Source organism: Micromonospora sp. DT228, assembly GCF_049841595.1.
Classification (GTDB): domain Bacteria; phylum Actinomycetota; class Actinomycetes; order Mycobacteriales; family Micromonosporaceae; genus Micromonospora.
Genome location: NZ_JBNCKO010000003.1, coordinates 274,121 through 291,464 on the forward strand (window position 1 = coordinate 274,121; position 17,344 = coordinate 291,464).

Annotated in this window: 16 protein-coding genes; 10 read left to right on the forward strand and 6 right to left on the reverse strand. The window is 71.9% G+C overall.

Features of this window, described 5'->3' with window-relative positions:
• Positions 1–94 precede the first annotated feature (94 nt).
• Entirely contained in the window at positions 95–1,375 is a 1,281-nt protein-coding gene (locus tag ACLQ29_RS08030; RefSeq protein ID WP_425771002.1) for an MFS transporter, read from the forward strand.
• Positions 1,376–1,388: 13 nt separating this feature from the next.
• Here ACLQ29_RS08030 and ACLQ29_RS08035 read toward each other — a convergent pair whose 3' ends face one another.
• Complete coding sequence (locus ACLQ29_RS08035; RefSeq protein ID WP_007454464.1) at positions 1,389–1,745, reverse strand: STAS domain-containing protein; 357 nt, start codon at positions 1,743–1,745, stop codon at positions 1,389–1,391.
• Between the two features lie 163 nt (positions 1,746–1,908).
• Here ACLQ29_RS08035 and ACLQ29_RS08040 point away from each other — a divergent pair, with 163 nt between their 5' ends.
• From ACLQ29_RS08040 to ACLQ29_RS08065, 6 genes are read left to right on the forward strand one after another with little or no spacing between them, the layout of a single operon-like run.
• Positions 1,909–2,775, forward strand: coding sequence for an STAS domain-containing protein (locus ACLQ29_RS08040; protein ID WP_425771003.1), 867 nt, complete (start codon positions 1,909–1,911; stop codon positions 2,773–2,775).
• Positions 2,775–3,185, forward strand: a complete 411-nt coding sequence (locus tag ACLQ29_RS08045; protein ID WP_393365510.1) for an STAS domain-containing protein — start codon at positions 2,775–2,777, stop codon at positions 3,183–3,185. Before ACLQ29_RS08040 ends, ACLQ29_RS08045 begins: the two co-directional genes overlap by 1 nt.
• Entirely contained in the window at positions 3,182–3,601 is a 420-nt protein-coding gene (locus ACLQ29_RS08050; protein WP_425771004.1) for an anti-sigma regulatory factor, read from the forward strand. The genes ACLQ29_RS08045 and ACLQ29_RS08050 overlap by 4 nt, the downstream gene beginning before the upstream one ends.
• Complete coding sequence (locus ACLQ29_RS08055) at positions 3,598–4,611, forward strand: SpoIIE family protein phosphatase (RefSeq protein ID WP_425771005.1); 1,014 nt, start codon at positions 3,598–3,600, stop codon at positions 4,609–4,611. Before ACLQ29_RS08050 ends, ACLQ29_RS08055 begins: the two co-directional genes overlap by 4 nt.
• The gene (locus tag ACLQ29_RS08060) at positions 4,608–5,966 is read left to right on the forward strand and encodes a sensor histidine kinase (protein WP_425771006.1); all 1,359 of its coding nucleotides are present in this window, start codon (positions 4,608–4,610) and stop codon (positions 5,964–5,966) included. Before ACLQ29_RS08055 ends, ACLQ29_RS08060 begins: the two co-directional genes overlap by 4 nt.
• Before the next feature lie 4 nt (positions 5,967–5,970).
• Positions 5,971–7,509, forward strand: coding sequence for a SpoIIE family protein phosphatase (locus ACLQ29_RS08065; RefSeq protein WP_425771007.1), 1,539 nt, complete (start codon positions 5,971–5,973; stop codon positions 7,507–7,509).
• A gap of 77 nt (positions 7,510–7,586) precedes the next feature.
• Here the strand turns inward: ACLQ29_RS08065 and ACLQ29_RS08070 are convergent, their stop codons facing one another.
• Positions 7,587–8,333, reverse strand: a complete 747-nt coding sequence (locus tag ACLQ29_RS08070; protein WP_425771008.1) for an AraC family transcriptional regulator — start codon at positions 8,331–8,333, stop codon at positions 7,587–7,589.
• A gap of 82 nt (positions 8,334–8,415) precedes the next feature.
• Between ACLQ29_RS08070 and ACLQ29_RS08075 the strand changes: the two genes are divergently transcribed.
• Positions 8,416–9,021: a TIGR03086 family metal-binding protein gene (locus ACLQ29_RS08075; protein ID WP_425771009.1), complete on the forward strand. Its 606-nt coding sequence runs from the start codon at positions 8,416–8,418 to the stop codon at positions 9,019–9,021.
• A gap of 129 nt (positions 9,022–9,150) precedes the next feature.
• On the opposite strand, the gene ACLQ29_RS08080 is transcribed toward ACLQ29_RS08075, so the two are convergent.
• The gene (locus ACLQ29_RS08080; protein WP_425771010.1) at positions 9,151–9,336 is read right to left on the reverse strand and encodes a hypothetical protein; all 186 of its coding nucleotides are present in this window, start codon (positions 9,334–9,336) and stop codon (positions 9,151–9,153) included.
• Between the two features lie 172 nt (positions 9,337–9,508).
• Positions 9,509–11,605: a S9 family peptidase gene (locus ACLQ29_RS08085; RefSeq protein WP_425771011.1), complete on the reverse strand. Its 2,097-nt coding sequence runs from the start codon at positions 11,603–11,605 to the stop codon at positions 9,509–9,511.
• Positions 11,606–11,701: 96 nt separating this feature from the next.
• Between ACLQ29_RS08085 and ACLQ29_RS08090 the strand changes: the two genes are divergently transcribed.
• The gene (locus tag ACLQ29_RS08090) at positions 11,702–13,060 is read left to right on the forward strand and encodes an FAD-binding oxidoreductase (RefSeq protein ID WP_425771012.1); all 1,359 of its coding nucleotides are present in this window, start codon (positions 11,702–11,704) and stop codon (positions 13,058–13,060) included.
• Positions 13,061–13,076: 16 nt separating this feature from the next.
• Here ACLQ29_RS08090 and ACLQ29_RS08095 read toward each other — a convergent pair whose 3' ends face one another.
• Both ACLQ29_RS08095 and ACLQ29_RS08100 read right to left on the reverse strand, forming a co-directional pair.
• Positions 13,077–13,481, reverse strand: coding sequence for a hypothetical protein (locus tag ACLQ29_RS08095; RefSeq protein ID WP_425771013.1), 405 nt, complete (start codon positions 13,479–13,481; stop codon positions 13,077–13,079).
• Between the two features lie 50 nt (positions 13,482–13,531).
• A complete protein-coding gene (locus ACLQ29_RS08100; protein ID WP_425771014.1) occupies positions 13,532–15,583 on the reverse strand; it encodes a SpoIIE family protein phosphatase in 2,052 nt (683 codons plus the stop codon).
• Between the two features lie 286 nt (positions 15,584–15,869).
• On the opposite strand from ACLQ29_RS08100, the gene ACLQ29_RS08105 reads away from it, so the two are divergent.
• Positions 15,870–17,344: HAMP domain-containing protein (locus ACLQ29_RS08105; protein ID WP_425771015.1), on the forward strand; the 1,475-nt coding region annotated here is incomplete at its 3' end.

Here is a 17,344-nt window from a genome sequence, read left to right on the forward strand (position 1 = left end):
GGCGGCACCTGCGGTGCGGAGGGGGAATCGCCAGACGGTGGCACTGGTTACATCACCGGCCCAAAATTCATCCCATGATTGTAGGTTAGTGGTCATGACCCCGCCACCCACCGCCGCTCCGGCGCCGCCCGCTCCCGTCCTCGTCGACCCACCCCCGACGCGCGACACCGGTGCGGGCCGACGGACGCACCCGGCGACCGGTGGCGCGCTCGTGCTGGTCGGGATGCTGCTCATCGCGCTCAACCTGCGCGCCACGGTGACAAGCGTCGGCGCCCTGCTCGACGAGGTCCGCGCCGGGCTGGGGCTCTCCGGCACCATGGCCGGTCTGGTCACCACCCTGCCGACCATCGCGTTCGCCGGCCTCGGCGCGCTCACCCCGTGGCTGGTCCGCCGGGTGGCACCGGCCCGGGTGCTTGTGGTCGCCATGGTCGCCCTCGCCGCCGGCCAGGTGCTCCGGGCCACCACCGACTCGGCCTGGATCTTCGTGCTCACCAGCGCCCTGGCGCTGGCCGGCATCGCGGTCGCCAACATCCTGCTGCCGATGCTTGTCAAGCAACACTTCCCGCACCGGACCGGGCTGGTCACCGGGGCGTACACGATGGCGTTGACAGTCGGCACGACGGTGGCCGCGGCCACCGCGGTGCCGATCGCGCACGCCTTCGGCTCGTGGCGGGCCGGGCTGGGGGCCTGGGCCGTGATGGCCGCGGTGGCCGTACTCCCGTGGGTGCCACTCGCGCTGCGGACCCGGGCGGGCGCGCGGCGCTCGACCCCGACGGCGGCCGTCGCCACGCCGGTGCGTGTCCGACCGGCACGGACCCGGCTCGGCTGGGCGATGGCCGTCTACTTCGGGGCGCAGTCCCTCAGCGGGTACGCGATCATGGGCTGGCTGGCCCAGTTGTTCCGGGACGCCGGCTACCACCCGGAGTCGGCCGGACTGCTGCTCGCCGGGGTGACCGCGCTGGGCGTGCCGATCGCGCTGCTGATGCCCACCGTGGCCGGTCGGATGGGCAACCTGCGTCCGCTTGTGCTCGGGCTGACCACCGCGTCGACGCTCGCCTACCTGGGGTTGGCGTTCGCCCCGCGAGGTGCCGCGCTGCTCTGGGTCGCGCTCCTGGCGATCGGCCAGGGCGCGTTCCCGATGATCCTGACCGCCATCGGTCTACGCGCCCGCACCGCCGAGGGGACCGTCGCGCTCTCCGCGTTCGCGCAGAGCACCGGGTACGTGATCGCCGCGCTCGGCCCGCTGATGGTCGGCATCCTCTACGAGGTCACCGGCGGCTGGACCGCGCCGCTCGGGTTCCTGCTGGGCGCGCTCGCCGTGCAGACGGCAGCGGGCATGGCCATCGCTCGTCCCCGCTACGTCGAGGACGAGTGACGGACGGCAGAGCTCAGGATGAGGCCGGCGTCGGCTCGCCGGCGACTGCCTCGTCCACCGTCGGGTAGGTGTGCAGCACCTCGACCAGCCCGCTCACCTCGAGGATGCGCAACACACCCCGCTGCGGGGCGGCCAGACGCACCACGCCGCCGGCCTCGTCGCAGCTGTTCTTGGCGCGGACGAAGACCGACAGACCGGTCGAGTCGCAGAACGAGACGTCCGCCAGGTCGAACACCAGCCGGTTACGACCCTTGTCGAGCAGGTCGGTGATCTGGTCCTGCAACTGCGGTGCGGTGGCCATGTCCAGCTCGCCCGCGACCGACACGACGACCACGTCGCCGCGCTGTTCCGTGTGCACCGTCAAGGACATTTGCCAGACCTCCTGTTATCGGGGGAACGGTATCCCACGACCGGGGTCGTACGCAGAACGGGAGCCGGGACCCGATGGCCGTCGTCATTCCGTTGCTACGGGGCAAGTAGTTGATCAGACCCCGGTGATAGAGTCCGCCCGGTCCAGGTCAAGGGGGTTCCAAATGGCGTTGAGCACCGAAGAGAGTGGTCGGCTCGCCGCGCTGCTCAGCGGGCAGGCCGAACGGGTCACGTCTCGGTGGACCGAGATCGTCACCAGTTCGTTGCGTGGCCGGCTGAGCCAGGCCGAGCTGCGCCGGCAGGTCCAGGACCTGCACCGCGTCCTCGTCGCCGCCGGCGAGCAGGGCGGCGACATCGATCTGTCGGCCGACAGTGCCGCCGAGCTGCGCGCCGCGCTCACCGAGCTGTCCCGTGGCCGGGCCCGGCAGGGCTTCTCCGCCACCGAGACCACGGTCAGCATCTTCGCGCTCAAGGACGTGCTGGCCGAGCTGGTGCAGGAGGCCGGCGGCCCCAACGCGCTGCACGACTTCGTCGCCTTCTCGAAGCTTGTCGACGAGATGGGCCTGTTCACCTTCGAGAGCTTCGTCCGCACCCGGGAGAGCCTGATCGCCGACCAGGCCGAGCAGCTGCTCGAACTCTCCACGCCCGTGGTCAAGCTCTGGGAGGGCGTGGTGGCCGTCCCGCTGGTCGGCACCCTCGACTCGGCGCGGGCCCAGGTCGTGATGGAGCGGCTGCTGCAGACCCTCGTCGACACCGGCTCCCCGTACGCGATCATCGACATCACCGGCGTCCCGGCGGTGGACACCCAGGTCGCCCAGCACATCCTGAAGACCGTGGTGGCCGCCCGGCTGATGGGCGCCGACTGCATCATCTCCGGCATCCGCCCGCAGATCGCGCAGACCATCGTGGCGCTCGGCATCGAGTTCGGTGACATCGCCACCAAGGCGAGCCTCGCCGACGCGCTGCGTCACGTACTGCGGCTCACCGGGGTGGAGACCGCCCGCCGCCAGCAGCCACGTCGGGGCGTCTGATGGAACGGGTGCCGATCCTCAAGATCGGCGACATCCTGCTCGTCTCCATCCAGCTCGACATGTCCGACCAGACGGCGGTCCAGCTCCAGGAGGATCTCGCCGAGCGGATCGTGGACACCGGCTGCCACGGCGTCATCATCGACATCACCGCGCTGGACATCGTCGACTCCTTCGTCGGGCGGATGCTCTCCACCATCGCGTCGATCTCCAAGGTGCTCGACGCGGAAACGGTGGTGGTCGGGATGCGCCCCGCCGTCGCCATCACCCTTGTCGAACTGGGGCTCTCACTCAACGGCATCCGTACCGCGCTGAACGTCGAGCGTGGCATGGAGCTGATCGCGGCGGCCCACGCCGACGAGCTCGACTACCAGCTCGACGACGATCCGGACGCCGAGACGGCCACGACGTGACCGCGGACATCGACCTGGGCCAGCCGCAGGCGCAGTCGGTCCGCAGCGACGAGGACGTGGTGCGGGTCCGGCAGTTGGTCCGCAGCGTGGCGGTGGCCGTCAAGCTGTCCCTCGTCGACCAGACCAAGGTGGTCACCGCGGCCAGCGAATTGGCCCGCAACACCCTGGTGTACGGCGGTGGCGGCTCGGTCGAGGTGACGACTGTGGACAACGGCCGACGTAAGGGAGTCCGGATCGTCTTCGCCGACTCCGGGCCGGGCATCGCCGACCTCGATCTGGCCATGACCGACGGCTACACCAGCGGCGGTGGCCTCGGCCTCGGCCTCAGCGGGTCCCGCCGACTCGTCGACGAATTCGAGATCGAGACATCCCCTGGGTCAGGCACGCGGATCACGGTCACCAAGTGGTCCCGGTGAACTCGGACACGGTCACCGACAGCGGCATCTGGTTCCGGGTGGAGGCCAGCAGCACGGCGAGCGCCGTGCGGCGGGCCGCCGAACGCCTCGGCGCGCAGGTGGAGTTGAGTGCGGCCCGCATCGCCGACCTGGCCATCGTCGCCGCCGAGCTGACCAGCAACCTGGTCAAGCACGCCGACGACGGCGTCCTGCTGCTCCGGCCGGTACGCCGGGCCGGGGAGGCCGGCGTGGAGTTGATCGCGATCGACTCCGGCCCCGGCATGGCTGACCTGACCGTCTCGTCACAGGACGGGCACTCCACCACCGGCACTCTCGGCATCGGTCTGGGCGCCATCGTCCGGCAGGCCAGCTGGTTCGACGGATACTCGCTGCCCGGCCGGGGCACCGTCCTCGCCGTGCAGATCTGGCCGGTGGAGGCGGCTGAGTCGTCCTGGGCCGGCGCCCTCACCCGACCGCTGACCGGCGAGACGGTGAGCGGCGACGGGTACGCCGTCCGGATCGCCGACGGGCGGCACCAGGTGCTTGTCAGCGACGGGCTCGGGCACGGCCCGCTGGCCGGCGCCGCCACCGACGCGGCGCTCGCCGCGTTCCGGAACGCCCCGGCCGGACCACCGGCGGCGGTGGTGGCCCACCTGCACCGGAGCATGTCGCACACCCGGGGCGCCGCGCTCGCGGTCGCCGAGCTGGCGCCGGCGGCCGGCATGCTGCGCTACGCCGGGCTCGGTAACATCTCCGGCGTGGTCGTCGAAGGTGACGGTCGCCGCCGAGGGCTGGTGTCACTGCCCGGCATCGCCGGCCACCAACGGCCGACAATCCGGGAGTACGACTACCCGCTCGCACCGGGCGCCCGACTGGTGATGCACAGCGACGGGGTGGTCGACCGCTGGCGGTTGACCGACTACCCGGGTCTGGCGGAACGATCTCCGCTGGTGATGGCCGCGACCCTCCTGCGCGACGCGGGTGTACGACGTGACGACGCCTGCGTACTGGTCGCGAGGTCCTGGGCATGACCGGCGAGCCGGCGCTGCCGTTGCTGCAGATGGCGCTGCGGGTCGAGCAGGACATCTTCGTGATCCGCCAACGCGGCCGTGAGGTGGCCGCGGTGGTCGGCCTCGAACGCCAGGACCAGGTGCGGATCGCCACCGCGCTCAGCGAAGTGGCCCGGGACCTGCTGCACACCACCGGTGGTGCGGACGTCTCCTTCCACGTCGACGCGGGCGCTGACGGCCGCTTCCACCTGCGCGCCGACCTGGCCCCGGTGACCGCGCTTCCCAACGGTGACTACCGGCCCCAGTCCGGCGCGGTGTCCCGACTGGTCGACAGACTGAGCGTGTCGACCGTCGAGGGGGTTACGGTCGTACGGATGTCCCGACGAGTTCCGGCCAACGCGCCGACGCCGACCCCGGAGCGGCTCGCCGAGTTCCGTACGGAACTCGGCCGTACCGCGCCGGCCAGCGCGCTGGACGAGTTGACTGTGCAGAACGGGCAGCTCATCGCCGCGCTCGACGAGGTGCGCAGTCAGCGCGACGAGCTGGCCGTGCTGAACGAGGAGCTGGCCGAGACCAACAGGGGTGTGCTGGCGCTCTACAACCAGCTCACCGAGGAGTTGGAGGAGACCAACCGGGGCGTCGTCGCCCTCTACGCCGAGCTGGACGAGAAGTCCGCGCAACTGCGCGCCGCGAGCGAGTCGAAGAGCCGGTTCCTGGCAAACGTCAGCCACGAGCTGCGCGCCCCGGTCACCGCGATCATCGGGCTGGGGCGGCTGCTCACCGACTCCGCCTCCGACCCGCTCACCGAGGAGCAGGATCGCCAGGTCGAGCTGATCCGCTCGTCGGCGGCGGACCTGCTCAATCTGGTGAACGAGCTGCTGGACCTCGCCAAGGCGGAGTCCGGCCGGATCGAGCCGGACTGGGCGGACGTCGACCTGCGCCCGGTCTTCGGTCAACTGCGCGGCACGATGCGCGCCCTCGCCACCCGCCCGGGGGTGGAGCTGGTGGTGGAGGAGCCGACCGCGCCGGCCACGCTGCGCACCGACGAGGTGCTGCTCGGCCAGGTGCTGCGCAACCTGCTGCACAACGGGCTGAAGTTCACCGAGCGGGGCGAGGTGCGACTGCGGGTCCGCGGGCACGGCGACAGGTGGTGCTTCGAGGTCAGTGACACCGGCCCCGGCATCGCCGCCGAGCTGCACGACCGGATCTTCGAGGAGTTCTACCAGGTGCCCGGCGCCACCCGGGTCGGCGGCACCGGCCTCGGCCTGCCGTACGCCCGGCGGTTGGTGACGCTGCTCGGTGGGACGCTGGAGCTGACCAGCGAGCCGGGTCGGGGCAGCACATTCACTGTCTCCCTGCCCGCCGGGGAGGCGTGACGGCGTGGACGGCGTGCCGACGACCATCCTGGTGGTCGATGACAGTCGTACCAAGCGTTACCTGCTGGTCAGCTGGCTGACCCGGGCCGGGTTCACGGTGCTCGAAGCCGAGAACGGCGCCGAGGCGTTGGCGCGGGTCGAGGTGGACCGGATCGACCTGGTGGTCCTCGACGTCCGGCTGCCCGACCTGAGCGGGTACGAGGTCTGCGAACAGATCAAGGCCCGTCATCCGGCGATGCCGGTGATCCACGTGTCGGCGCACGCCGTGGACGTGGCCGACCGAGCCCAGGGGCTGACCCGGGGCGCGGACGCGTACCTGACCGAGCCGATCGAGCCGGAAGAGCTGATCGCCACCACGCGGGCGGTGCTGCGCTACTACCAGGCCCGGCAGCGCGCCGAACTGCTCGCCGAGCGCCTGCTCGGGCTGGCCGACACGACGGTGGCGGTGCACGCCGCGCCGACCTTCGCACGCCTGCTGGAGGCCGCCGCGGAGGGGGCCGCCCTGATCTTCAAGAGCCCGGCGGCGGTGATCGCCGAGACGTTCGACGGTGACTGTCTCGCGGGGATCTGCGCCGGTCCCGGCGCCTCGGCCGAGGTGGTGCCGTGGGTCGTCGACGACACCGGAGTGCCGACCGGCGCCACCGTTCGGGTGGAGACCCCGGCGAACTGGGCCCTGGTCGACTGGCCGGCGGACGACACGGTGACGGTCGCCGCCGCCCGGCTGCGGGAGGATCGCGCCCCGCTGTACGTGGTGGTCCCGACCGCCACCCAGACCGCTCGAACTCCGGTGCTCAAGCAACTGGCCCAGGCGGTGGCGGCGGCCGTGGAGGGGCAGCGCTCCTTCGACGAGGAGCACCGGATCGCGGTCACCCTCCAACGCAGCCTGCTCCCGCGCGGGCTGCCCACGGTCGCCGGACTGGACCTCGCGGTGCGTTACGAGCCGGCCAGCGCGCAGACCGAGGTGGGCGGCGACTTCTACGAGCTCGTGATGCTCGACGGGCACCTGCTGCTGGCGATCGGCGACGTGGCCGGCCACTCGCTGCACGCGGCGACAGTGATGGCCGAGCTGCGACACGCGGTGCGGGCGTACGCCGTGGAGGGGCACCAGCCCGGCGAGATCCTGCACCGGGTCAACGAGCTGATGCGGACACTGCTGCCGAACGAACTGGCGACGCTCTGCGTACTGCTGCTGCACCCGCCGACCGGGCGGGTCCGGCTGGCCAGCGCCGGGCACCTTCCGCCGGTGCTCAACCTGGGCGGCAAGGTCGAGTTCGTGCAGCACTCCGCGCCGCTGCTCGGCGTCCGCGCGCCGCGCCCGGCCGACCTGGAGTTCGTGCTGCCGGCCGGCGCCACGCTCGTGTTCTACACCGACGGATTGATCGAACGACGGGACGCGACAATCGACGAAGGGCTGGCCGCGCTCGCGGCGGTCTGCGCCACTGTCGACGACGACCTGGACCGGTTCTGCGCCCGGCTGCTGGTGGAGCTGGCCCCACCGGAGATCCAGGACGACGTCGCCGTGGTCGTCCTGCGCCGCCGCTGAGCCAGCGCTGGCGTGCTTTCCTGCGGTGCTGGCCGGCTTTCCTGCGCTGCTGGGGCTTCCTGCGGTGCTGGCGTGCTTCAGCGCACCGAGCGGGCGTACGCGGCCGGTGACACCCCGGCCACGGCGGTAAAGTCGCGGACCAGGTGGGCCTGATCGCTGTAGCCGAGGTCGGCGGCGAGATCCGCCCAGCTCAGCGGGCCACCAGCGGCCTGTTCGACGGCCTCCTGGAGGCGGTAGCGGCGGATCACCCACTTCGGCCCGACCCCCACGTACTCCGTGAAGAGCCGCTGCAACCGGCGAACCGGAACGTCGTGCCGCGCGGAGAAGTCGTCGACCCGCAGCACCGTCCGGTCGGCGCGGATCGCCTCGGCCAGCCGGACGGCCTCCTCGGCCATCGGGTCCGGCTCCGGGCTCCAGGCGGTGAGCAGGGCGTCCAACGCGCGGCAGCGCTCGTCGTCGGTGGCCGCGCACACCACCTCGTGGGGTGCCGCCAGCCGGCCCGCGGGCAGCGGCACCCGGCGGCCGGTCAGTTCGCTGACCGGCCGACGCCAGAACGAGTGGAACCCGCCGGGACGGAACTGCACCCCGCAGACCCGTCCGGTGCCGGTGAGCGTGATCCGGAACAGGTCGTTGCCCACCCCGGCCACCTCGCCGGACTCCGGTCCGTCACTGTCGCGCCGGAACACCACGTTCACCGCCGGATGCGGCACGACACGCTGCTCGAACGGTGCGCTCAACGTCCAGTCGATCAGCCAGTAGTGCTCCACCCAGGGGCGCAGCGACTCCACCGGCAGACGCCGACGGAACCGCACCGCGCGCAGCATGCGCCCAGGGTCGAGAATCCCCCGGCTGTCGCCACGCGGTCGGTGTCGCATTTATTCAAGACCACCCTCATACGCTGGCCCTATGACCACTCAGACTAGCGACCTGCTGGCGGCTGCCGCGCCGCGAACCGTCGACGTGGTGCGCGGCATCGCCGACGACCAGTTCGATCTGCCCACCCCGTGCCGCGACTACCTGGTCCGCGATCTGCTCAACCACCTGTTCGAGGTGGTGGTCAACTTCCAGGACCTGGCCGTCAAACGGCCTGTGGAATGGGCCGAGAAGCCCGACCACCTGACCGACGGCTGGCGGGACCGGTTCCAGACGGAGACCGACAAGTTGATCGCCGCCTGGTCGGATCCGTCGACTCTGGAGGGTGTGTCGCCGGGCATGGGCATGCCGCAGTCCGTCATCGGCGGCATGGCTCTGCTGGACCTGACCGTGCACGGTTGGGACCTCGCCGTCGCCACCGGTCAGGCGTACCAGCCGGCCCCGGAGGTGGTGGCCGAGCTGCACGGGCTGGTCGAGCAGTTGGGCCCGACGGCCCGCAAGATGGGCGTCTTCGCCGAGCCGGTGTCGAGCCCCGCAACCGGGACCCCCACCCCCGACCTGGCCCACCTGCTGACCCAGACCGGCCGCATCCCCACCTGGCCCGCCGGCGCTGCCCTGGACGAACCTCGCACGACGTGAGCCGCGTTTCCGCCGGGCTCGCTGTGATCGACTCGGCCTTCAGGATGTCGGGGCATCAGGCCCGCCAGGAAGGCCCGATTTCCAGGAAGCCGAGTCGATCGTGGACGGGGCGCGAGTAGTGCGGCCAGGTCAGGCGGTGAGCAGGCCGGAGGAGAGCGCCACAACCGCGCCGATCACCGCCGAGCAGCAGCAGACCAGGAGGCCGGCGACCACGGCGAGGATCAGCCAGACCCGACGATCCCGCGCCAACGCCGCCACGCGCGGCCGGCGGACGTCCTCGGCGGCCCCGCCGTCACCATCCGTAGCCCCGGTCACCCCGGAAGTCTAGGCCCGACACCCGCGCCGACCCCGCAACACCAGACCGCGCGGCGCCCGCCATCCGGCTTTCGCGCGGACCCCCATGATCGCGCTCGATCAAGGATGTAGTGGCCTCCCCGACGCCCGAGGGCACTACTTCCACGATCGAGCGCGATCACGCTCGCCGGGATCAGGCGCGACCGATGCGGTCCAGGATCCAGGCGTTGATGAACGCCTCCTCCCGCCAGGAGTCGTAGCGACCGCTCGGGCCGCCGTGCCCGGCGCCCATCTCGGTCTTGAGTAGGTAGTCGCCGTTCGGGGCGACCGCCCGCAGCCGGGCGATCCACTTCGCCGGCTCCGAGTAGAGCACCCGCGTGTCGTTGAGGCTTGTCACCGCGAGGATCGCCGGGTAGTCCACCGCCGCGATGTTCTCGTACGGCGTGTAGGACTTCATGTACGCGTACACCTCGGGGTCCTCAAGTGGGTTGCCCCACTCCTCCCACTCGGTGACGGTCAGTGGCAGCGACGGGTCGAGGATCGACGTGAGCGCGTCCACGAACGGCACCTGCGCGACGATGCCGGTGAACGCGTCGGGTGCCAGGTTGGCCACCGCGCCCATCAGCAGGCCGCCGGCCGAGGCTCCGCGGGCGACCAGGCGGTCGCTTGCCGTCCAGCCAGCCTTGACCAGGTGTCGGGCGCAGGCGACGAAGTCGGTGAAGGTGTTCTTCTTGGCCAGCAGCTTGCCCTGGTCGTACCAGCGTCGGCCCATCTCCCCGCCGCCGCGGGTGTGCGCCACCGCGAAGACCACGCCCCGGTCCAGCAGCGACAACCGGGCCACCGAGAACCACGGGTCCATGCTGGCCTCGTACGAGCCGTAGCCGTACAACTCGCAGGGCGCCGAGCCGTCCCGGGGGGTGCCGACCCGGCAGACAAGCGAGATCGGCACGCGGGTGCCGTCGTCGGCGAGTGCCCAGTCACGGTGCTGCTCGTACTCGGCCGGGTCGTACGGTCGTCCGTCCGGGCCGGGCAGCACCGGCTTCTGCTTGCGCAGCACCATCTGCCGGGTGACCAGGTCGTAGTCGTAGATCGAGTCGGGCGTGACGAGCGAGGAGTAGCGCAGGCGAACCTGTCCGGTGCGGTACTCCGGGTTGGCGTCGAGGCCGACGCTGTACAGCGGCTCGGGAAAGTCGATGTCGTACGAGTCGTCGCTGCCCACCGGCAACACCCGCAGCCCGGTGAGCCCGTCGGTGCGCAGTGACACGACCAGGTGGTTGGCGAAGGCGTCCACGGCTTCCAGCCGGGTGCCGGGGGTGTGTGCGATAACCGGCACCCAGTCGCCCGGCGTGTCCGCCGAGGTGAACGCCAGCGCGAAGTCCTCCGCGCCGTCGTTGTGCAGGATCAGGAAACGGTGGCCGTGGTGCTCCACCGCGTATTCGACACCCTGCCGGCGGGGGGCGATGACGGCCGGCGCGCCGGTCGGGTTGCCGGCGGGGATCACCAGGACTTCGCTTGTCACCTTGCTGTGGACGTCGATCAGGATGAACTTCTCCGACCGGGTCAGCTCCACGCCCACCCAGAACCGCTCGTCGTCCTCCTGGTGGACCACCACGTCGTCGCCGGCGGGGGATCCGACGGTGTGCCGCCAGACCCGGTTGGGACGCCAGGCGTCGTCCACGGTCACGTAGAACAGCACCGACGCGTCGGCCGACCAGGCGGTGCCGTAGAACGTGTCCGGCACCTCGTCCGGCAGCACCTCGCCGGTGGTCAGGTCCTTCACGCGCAGGGTGAACCGCTCGTCGCCGGAGAAGTCGGTGGAGTAGGCCAACCAGCGGCCGTCCGAGCTGACGTCGAACGCGCCGAGCGAGAAGAAGTCGTGCCCCTCGGCGAGCAGGTTGCCGTCGAGCAGCACCTCCTCACCGTCGAGCGGGGCGCCGTCCGTGCTGACCGGGGGCTCGATCTCGCCGTCGCGTACCGCGCGCCGGCACTGCACCCCGTACTGCTGACCCTCGACGGTGCGGGTGTAGTACCAGTGCCCGCCCTTGCGGCTCGGCACGGACAGGTCGGTTTCCCTGGTGCGTCGGCGGGTCTCCTCGAACAGGTCCTCGCGCAGCGCGGCCAGGTGCGCCGTGCGCGCGTCGGTGTACTCGTTCTCGGCGGTCAGGTAGGCGATCGTCTCCGGGTCGTCCTTGGCGGCGAGCCAGGCGTACTCGTCGACGACTGTGTCGCCGTGGTGCCTGCGCTCGCTGGGCACCCGCTTCGCCGCGGGCGGGGCAGTCTCGGTGGTCACGGCGGCCACGTTACCGGTCGGCGCCGGCGGCGAGCCGTACCAACGGCATCCCGATCAGCGCCACCACGGCTTTAGAACACATGTACGATGGCCGGCATGGCGGCAGCAGCGAGTTCCCTCGGCCGGTCCGGCGCTCTCGAGATCACCCGACGACTTGCGGCGATCTGCGGTCCGCCGTTCTCGCGGCTCGGCGGTGCGGCCGACGAGGTGGCGGGTCGGCGGGCACGCTGGGTGGCGGTGCCAGGCGGTCCGGCCGCCGCCGCCGAGGTGCTGCGGTTGGCTGCCGCGCACGACCTGGCGGTGGTTCCCCGGGGGGCCGGCACGAAGATCGACTGGGGCGCCACGCCCGTGCAGGTCGACATCATGCTCGACACCGGCCGGCTGGCCGGCATCGGTCACGAGCCGGTTGGCGCGCCGGTGGCCGAGGTGGGGGCCGGCACACCGCTGCGAGCGGTGCAGACCACGCTGGAGCGCACCGGGCAACGGCTGGCGATGGACGCCCCGTCACCCGGCGCGACCCTCGGCGGGGTGCTCGCCGCCGGTGAGGCCGGTCCGCTGCGTCACCGCCACGGCAGCCCCTGCGACCAGCTGCTCGCTGTCCGTTACCTCTCCGCCGACGGTGAGTTGGTGAGCGCCGGGGGCGGTGCGCCGGGTCTCGACCTGGCCCGGCTGCTCTGCGGCTCCCAGGGCGCGCTTGGTGTGCTGGTGTCGGCGAGCCTGCGGGTGCAGCCGATGCCGGCGAGCCGGCTCTGGGTGTCGCGCCCGGTGTGGACGCCGCTGGAGGTGCACGACCTGATCCGGCAGATCCTCGCCGCCCGGCTGGAGCCGGCGGCCGTCGAGCTGGACCTGCCGGGAGCCACCCTCCGACCACGTTCGCCGTACCCGCCCGGCCATCCGTCCGCGACAGCTCGGGAGCGCCACCCGTCGATGTCCGGGCGGTCCGGTGTCCCGTCCCGGGCGGGCAGCCTTGTGGTGCTGCTGGAGGGTGGCCCGGCCGACGTCACCGAGCGCGCCGAGCGACTTGTCGGCCTGCTGCACGGCGAGGCGACAATCGCCCACTCCGCGCCGACGTGGTGGCGTCGCTACCCGTTCGCGCCCGGCGACACGGCGCTGCGCCTGGAGGTGCCGATCGGCGACCTGCACGCCGCCGTCTACGCGCTCCGCGACGCGGCCGGCGCGCCGGTGCCGGTGCGCGGGTCCGCCGGGCTGGGTGTGGTGCACGCGGCACTGCCCGGAGCGTTGGCCCCCGACCGGGTGGCGTCCATCCTGGCCGCCGTCCGGGGGGTGCTGCTGGCCCGGCAGGGCCGCTGTGTGGTGGTCTCCGCTCCGGCGGCGGTCCGCCAGGCCGTCGACCTCTGGGGCGAGTTGGCCGGCCTGGCCCAACTGCGGGCGGCCAAGGAGCACCTCGATCCGGACCACCGGCTCGCTCCAGGGCGCCTGCCCGGCGGTCTGTGAGACCCGCCCGGGTCGGTCAGTCCATCCACCACGTGTGCATGTCCAGCAGTGGCGGGGCGAACCGCACCACCAGCACCAGCAGGGTGCCCGCCGCGCCGGCCAGCAGCAGCGCCCGGGTTACCCGGGGGAGAGTCTCGCGCTCTCGGACTGCCCTGATCACCGCGACGACCGCCAGTGGCGGCCCGAGCACCGCCCCCGCCAGGTAGAGCGTCGTCAGCACGGCGTGCAGCCAGTAGGACAGCATGTCCTTCGGGTCGTACGCGCCGGTCAGCATCTCGGCCGGGCCGACGCCGGCGGTCGCCATCCGACCCAGGTAGAGCGCCAGCACGGCGAGGAACCCGCCAACTGCCGCCAGTTGCGCGCCGACGAGGGCGTGCACCGCTGGCCGGGAGTACGACGTGTCCTGCGCGATACTCGACATGGCCGTCAATGTACCGACCCGACCCGGGAACCGTGGGCCGCGCGTGCCGCTCAGGTCGCGTCGTTGCGGAGCACCAGGATGGCGATGTCGTCCCGGGGCGGCTCGACCGAGAAGTTGATCGCGGCGGAGCGCAGCCTGGCGGCCACCACGTCGGCCGAGTAGCCGGCCAGGGGCGCGGCCGCGTCCCGCAGGCGGTCGGTGCCGAACAGCTCCCGGCCGCGCCGCCGTTCGGTGACGCCATCGGTGTAGAAGATCAGCGAGTCGCCCGGCGCGAGCGTGATCTTCGCCGTTGGCGAGGTGATCGTGTCGAGCAGGCCGAGCGCGGTGCCGCTGGTGCCGACGAAACCCGCGCCACCCGCACCGGCCAGCAGCACCGGCTGGTCGTGCCCGGCCAGATGCAGCGACACGTCCAACTGGTCGCCCGGGCCCAGCCCGACCGCCGCCAGCGCCAACGTGCAGTATCGTCCGCCACCCCGCTCGACAAGCGTCTCGTTGAGCCGCGCCAACGCCTCCGGTAAGGGTTTGCCGTCGCCGACAAGCACCCGGATCACGTCCCGGACCAGCCCGGTCACCGCGGCGGCCTGGACGCCCTTGCCCGAGACGTCACCGATCACCACCAGCCAACGCCCGTCGGGCAGCGGCACCACGTCGTAGAAGTCGCCCCCCACCTCGGCGTCGTCGCCGGTCGGGACGTACTCGGCGGCGAAGCCGATCCCGTCCACGAGCGGCAGCACCGGCGGCAGCAGGGACTGCTGAAGCGTCTGCGCCACGCGGCGCCGCTCGGCGTGGATCCGGGCGTTCTCGATGGCCAGCGCGGCCCGCCGGGCCACGTCCTCAAGGACGGCCACCTCGTCCGGGTCGTGCCGGTGCCGCTGGTGCCGGCCCACCGCCAGGGTCCCGAGCCGCTGCCCTCGCGCGATCAGCGGGACCGCGAAACCCTCCATCGGCCCGCCGAGGGGGATCTGCGCGGCGCTGCGGGACGCCTCGCGTAGGCGAGCCTGGATGGAGTCCGGCCCGGTCTCGGCCAGCACCTTGTGCAGTTGCGGCAGCATCGACTCGTCGGCGTGGCTGGCCGCCGCCAGCCGGAGCCGGCCCCACTCGTCGGCGGTGTGCACCGCGCACCACTGGCCGAGCCGGGGGACCACCAACTGCGGGACCAGGGCCATTGTCAGGTCGACGTCCAACGACTGGGCGAGCAGTTCGCTCGCCTCGGCCAGGAACGTCAACCACACCTGCCGGCGGACGTCGGCCCGGCGCAGCCTGTCGTTCTCCAGATGTAGCGACAGCCGCTCGGCGGTGAGCACCGCCAACGGCCGGGCGTACGCCGACGGCGCGGCGTCCAGCTCCAACTCCCCGGCGTACGGGCGGTGCACCGTCAGCGGCACCCGGAGCAGCTCACTGCCGGGGCGGGGTGGCCGACCGAAGTGGGCCAACACCTGGCGCCCCTGTCCGTCGCCCCGGTCCAGGCGGATCGTGCCGCCGGCCGCTCCCACCATCTCGGCGACCCGGCTGAGCAGGCTGGTGGCGAAGTCGGGCAGCGGGTCGTCCGCGTACAGGTCGGGGGCGGTTTGCATGAGTTCGCTCATCGCGCTGGCGCTCGGCGCGGATTTGTCGGTGCTCATCCGAGGGTCGCCACCGCTGCCCTCGGTCTGCGGGTCGGCGCCGGGGCGGTCCAGCCGGAACCAGACGCCCTTGCCGGTGGGCAGGTACGTGGTGCCCCAGCGGCTGGCGAAGTGGTCGACCAGGAGCAGGCCTCGGCCCCGTTCGGAGACCTCGTCGATCTCGGTGGAGTCGTTGCGGGCGCCGACGGTCAGCTCGTCGCCGGAGCCGGGGGCGAAGTCGGAGACCGTGACGGTCAGCCCGACCTGGTCGGCGACGACCTCGATGTCCAACTCGGTGCGGGCGTGCTCGACGGCGTTCGTGGTCAGCTCGGTGGTGAGCAGCAGGGCCTCGTTGACCAGTTCGTCCAGGTGTGACTCGGTCAACACCGAGCGGACGACGGCGCGGGCGGCGGCCGGCGTACGGCGGTCGGCGGGCAGGCGGACGCGCCGGGTCGCCCCATCCCGGGCCCCGGCCGTCGCGGGCCCCGCCTCGGCTGACACCCTCGTATCCTCCACCGTCGCCCCATCGGGTGCCAAGCCGATCATCAGTTGCGCGCCCCTTTTCCCACCATCAGAGGGGGAGGGGTGAACGCCACGGTGCGGCGTGTTCGGGCCGTTCTGCGAGGTGTGCGAGGTCGCGCGCCGGCCTCGCACCGATCGGGCGGATCAGATGGCGGTCGGGGTCACCTGGCGGGTCGCGCACCCTGGCACTACGGCGCGCGCGGGCACAATATGGGGTGCCGGTGTGTCCGCACGGACCGGCAGCCCCCGAGTGGAGCGAGGAATGATGACCACGGCGAAGCAGTCGGTGGCGGATCCGTCCGCGCCCGACCACGAGGCGCTCCTCGGTGAGTTGACCGAGGCACTGCGACGGATCGGTCGCGGCGACCTGAAGGTCCGGCTTCCCCGCCGCGCGGGCGCGGCCGGTGAGGTGGCGGACGCCTTCAACGAGGTGGTCTCGCTCCAGGAGCGGCAGTATCTGGACCTGCGGCGGATCAGCCGGATCGTCGGTCGTGACGGTCGGCTCACCGAGCGGCTCGACGACGAGGGGCTGGACGGCTCCTGGGCGGAGGGGCAGCGGGCGATCAACTCGCTGATCGACGACCTGGGCCGACCGACCACCGAGATCGCCCGGGTCATCGTGGCGGTCGCCGACGGCGACCTGTCCCAGCACATGGCGCTGGAGATCGACGGCCGGCCGCTGCGCGGTGAGTACCTGCGCATCGGGCGCACCGTCAACACGATGGTGGACCAGCTCTCCTCGTTCTCGAACGAGGTGACCCGGGTGGCCCGTGAGGTGGGCACCGAGGGCAAGTTGGGTGGCCAGGCCGACGTGCGGGGCGTCGCCGGCACCTGGAAGGACCTCACCGACTCGGTGAACACCATGGCGTCGAACCTGACCGGCCAGGTGCGGTCGATCTCGCAGGTGGCGACGGCGGTGGCCAAGGGCGACCTGTCGCAGAAGATCACGGTCGGCGCGCGCGGTGAGGTCGCCGAGTTGGCCGCCACGATGAACTACCTCACCGACACGCTGCGGCTCTTCGCCGAGCAGGTGACCCGGGTGGCCCGTGAGGTGGGCACCGAGGGCAAGTTGGGCGGCCAGGCCGAGGTGCCGAACGTAGCCGGCACCTGGAAGGACCTGACCGACAGCGTCAACTCGATGGCGTCGAACCTGACCGCTCAGGTCCGCAACATCGCGCAGGTCTCCACGGCGGTGGCGCGTGGTGACCTGTCGCAGAAGATCACGGTCGCGGCGCAGGGCGAGATCCTGGAACTGAAGGACACCGTCAACACGATGGTGGACCAGTTGTCGTCGTTCGCCGACGAGGTGACCCGGGTGGCCCGTGAGGTGGGCATCGAGGGCAAGCTCGGCGGTCAGGCCCAGGTGCGCGGAGTCTCCGGCACCTGGCGCGACCTCACCGAGAACGTCAACCAGCTCGCCGGCAACCTGACCAGCCAGGTCCGCAACATCTCCCAGGTCTCCACCGCCGTGGCGAAGGGCGACCTGTCGCAGAAGATCACCGTGGACGCGCAGGGCGAGATCCTGGAGCTGAAGAACACCGTCAACACCATGGTCGACCAGCTTTCGTCGTTCGCCGACGAGGTGACCCGGGTGGCGCGCGAGGTGGGCACCGAGGGCAACCTGGGCGGTCAGGCCCAGGTCAAGGGCGTCAGCGGTACGTGGCGCGATCTGACCGACAACGTCAACTCGATGGCGTCGAACCTGACCAGCCAGGTCCGCAACATCGCCTCGGTGACCAC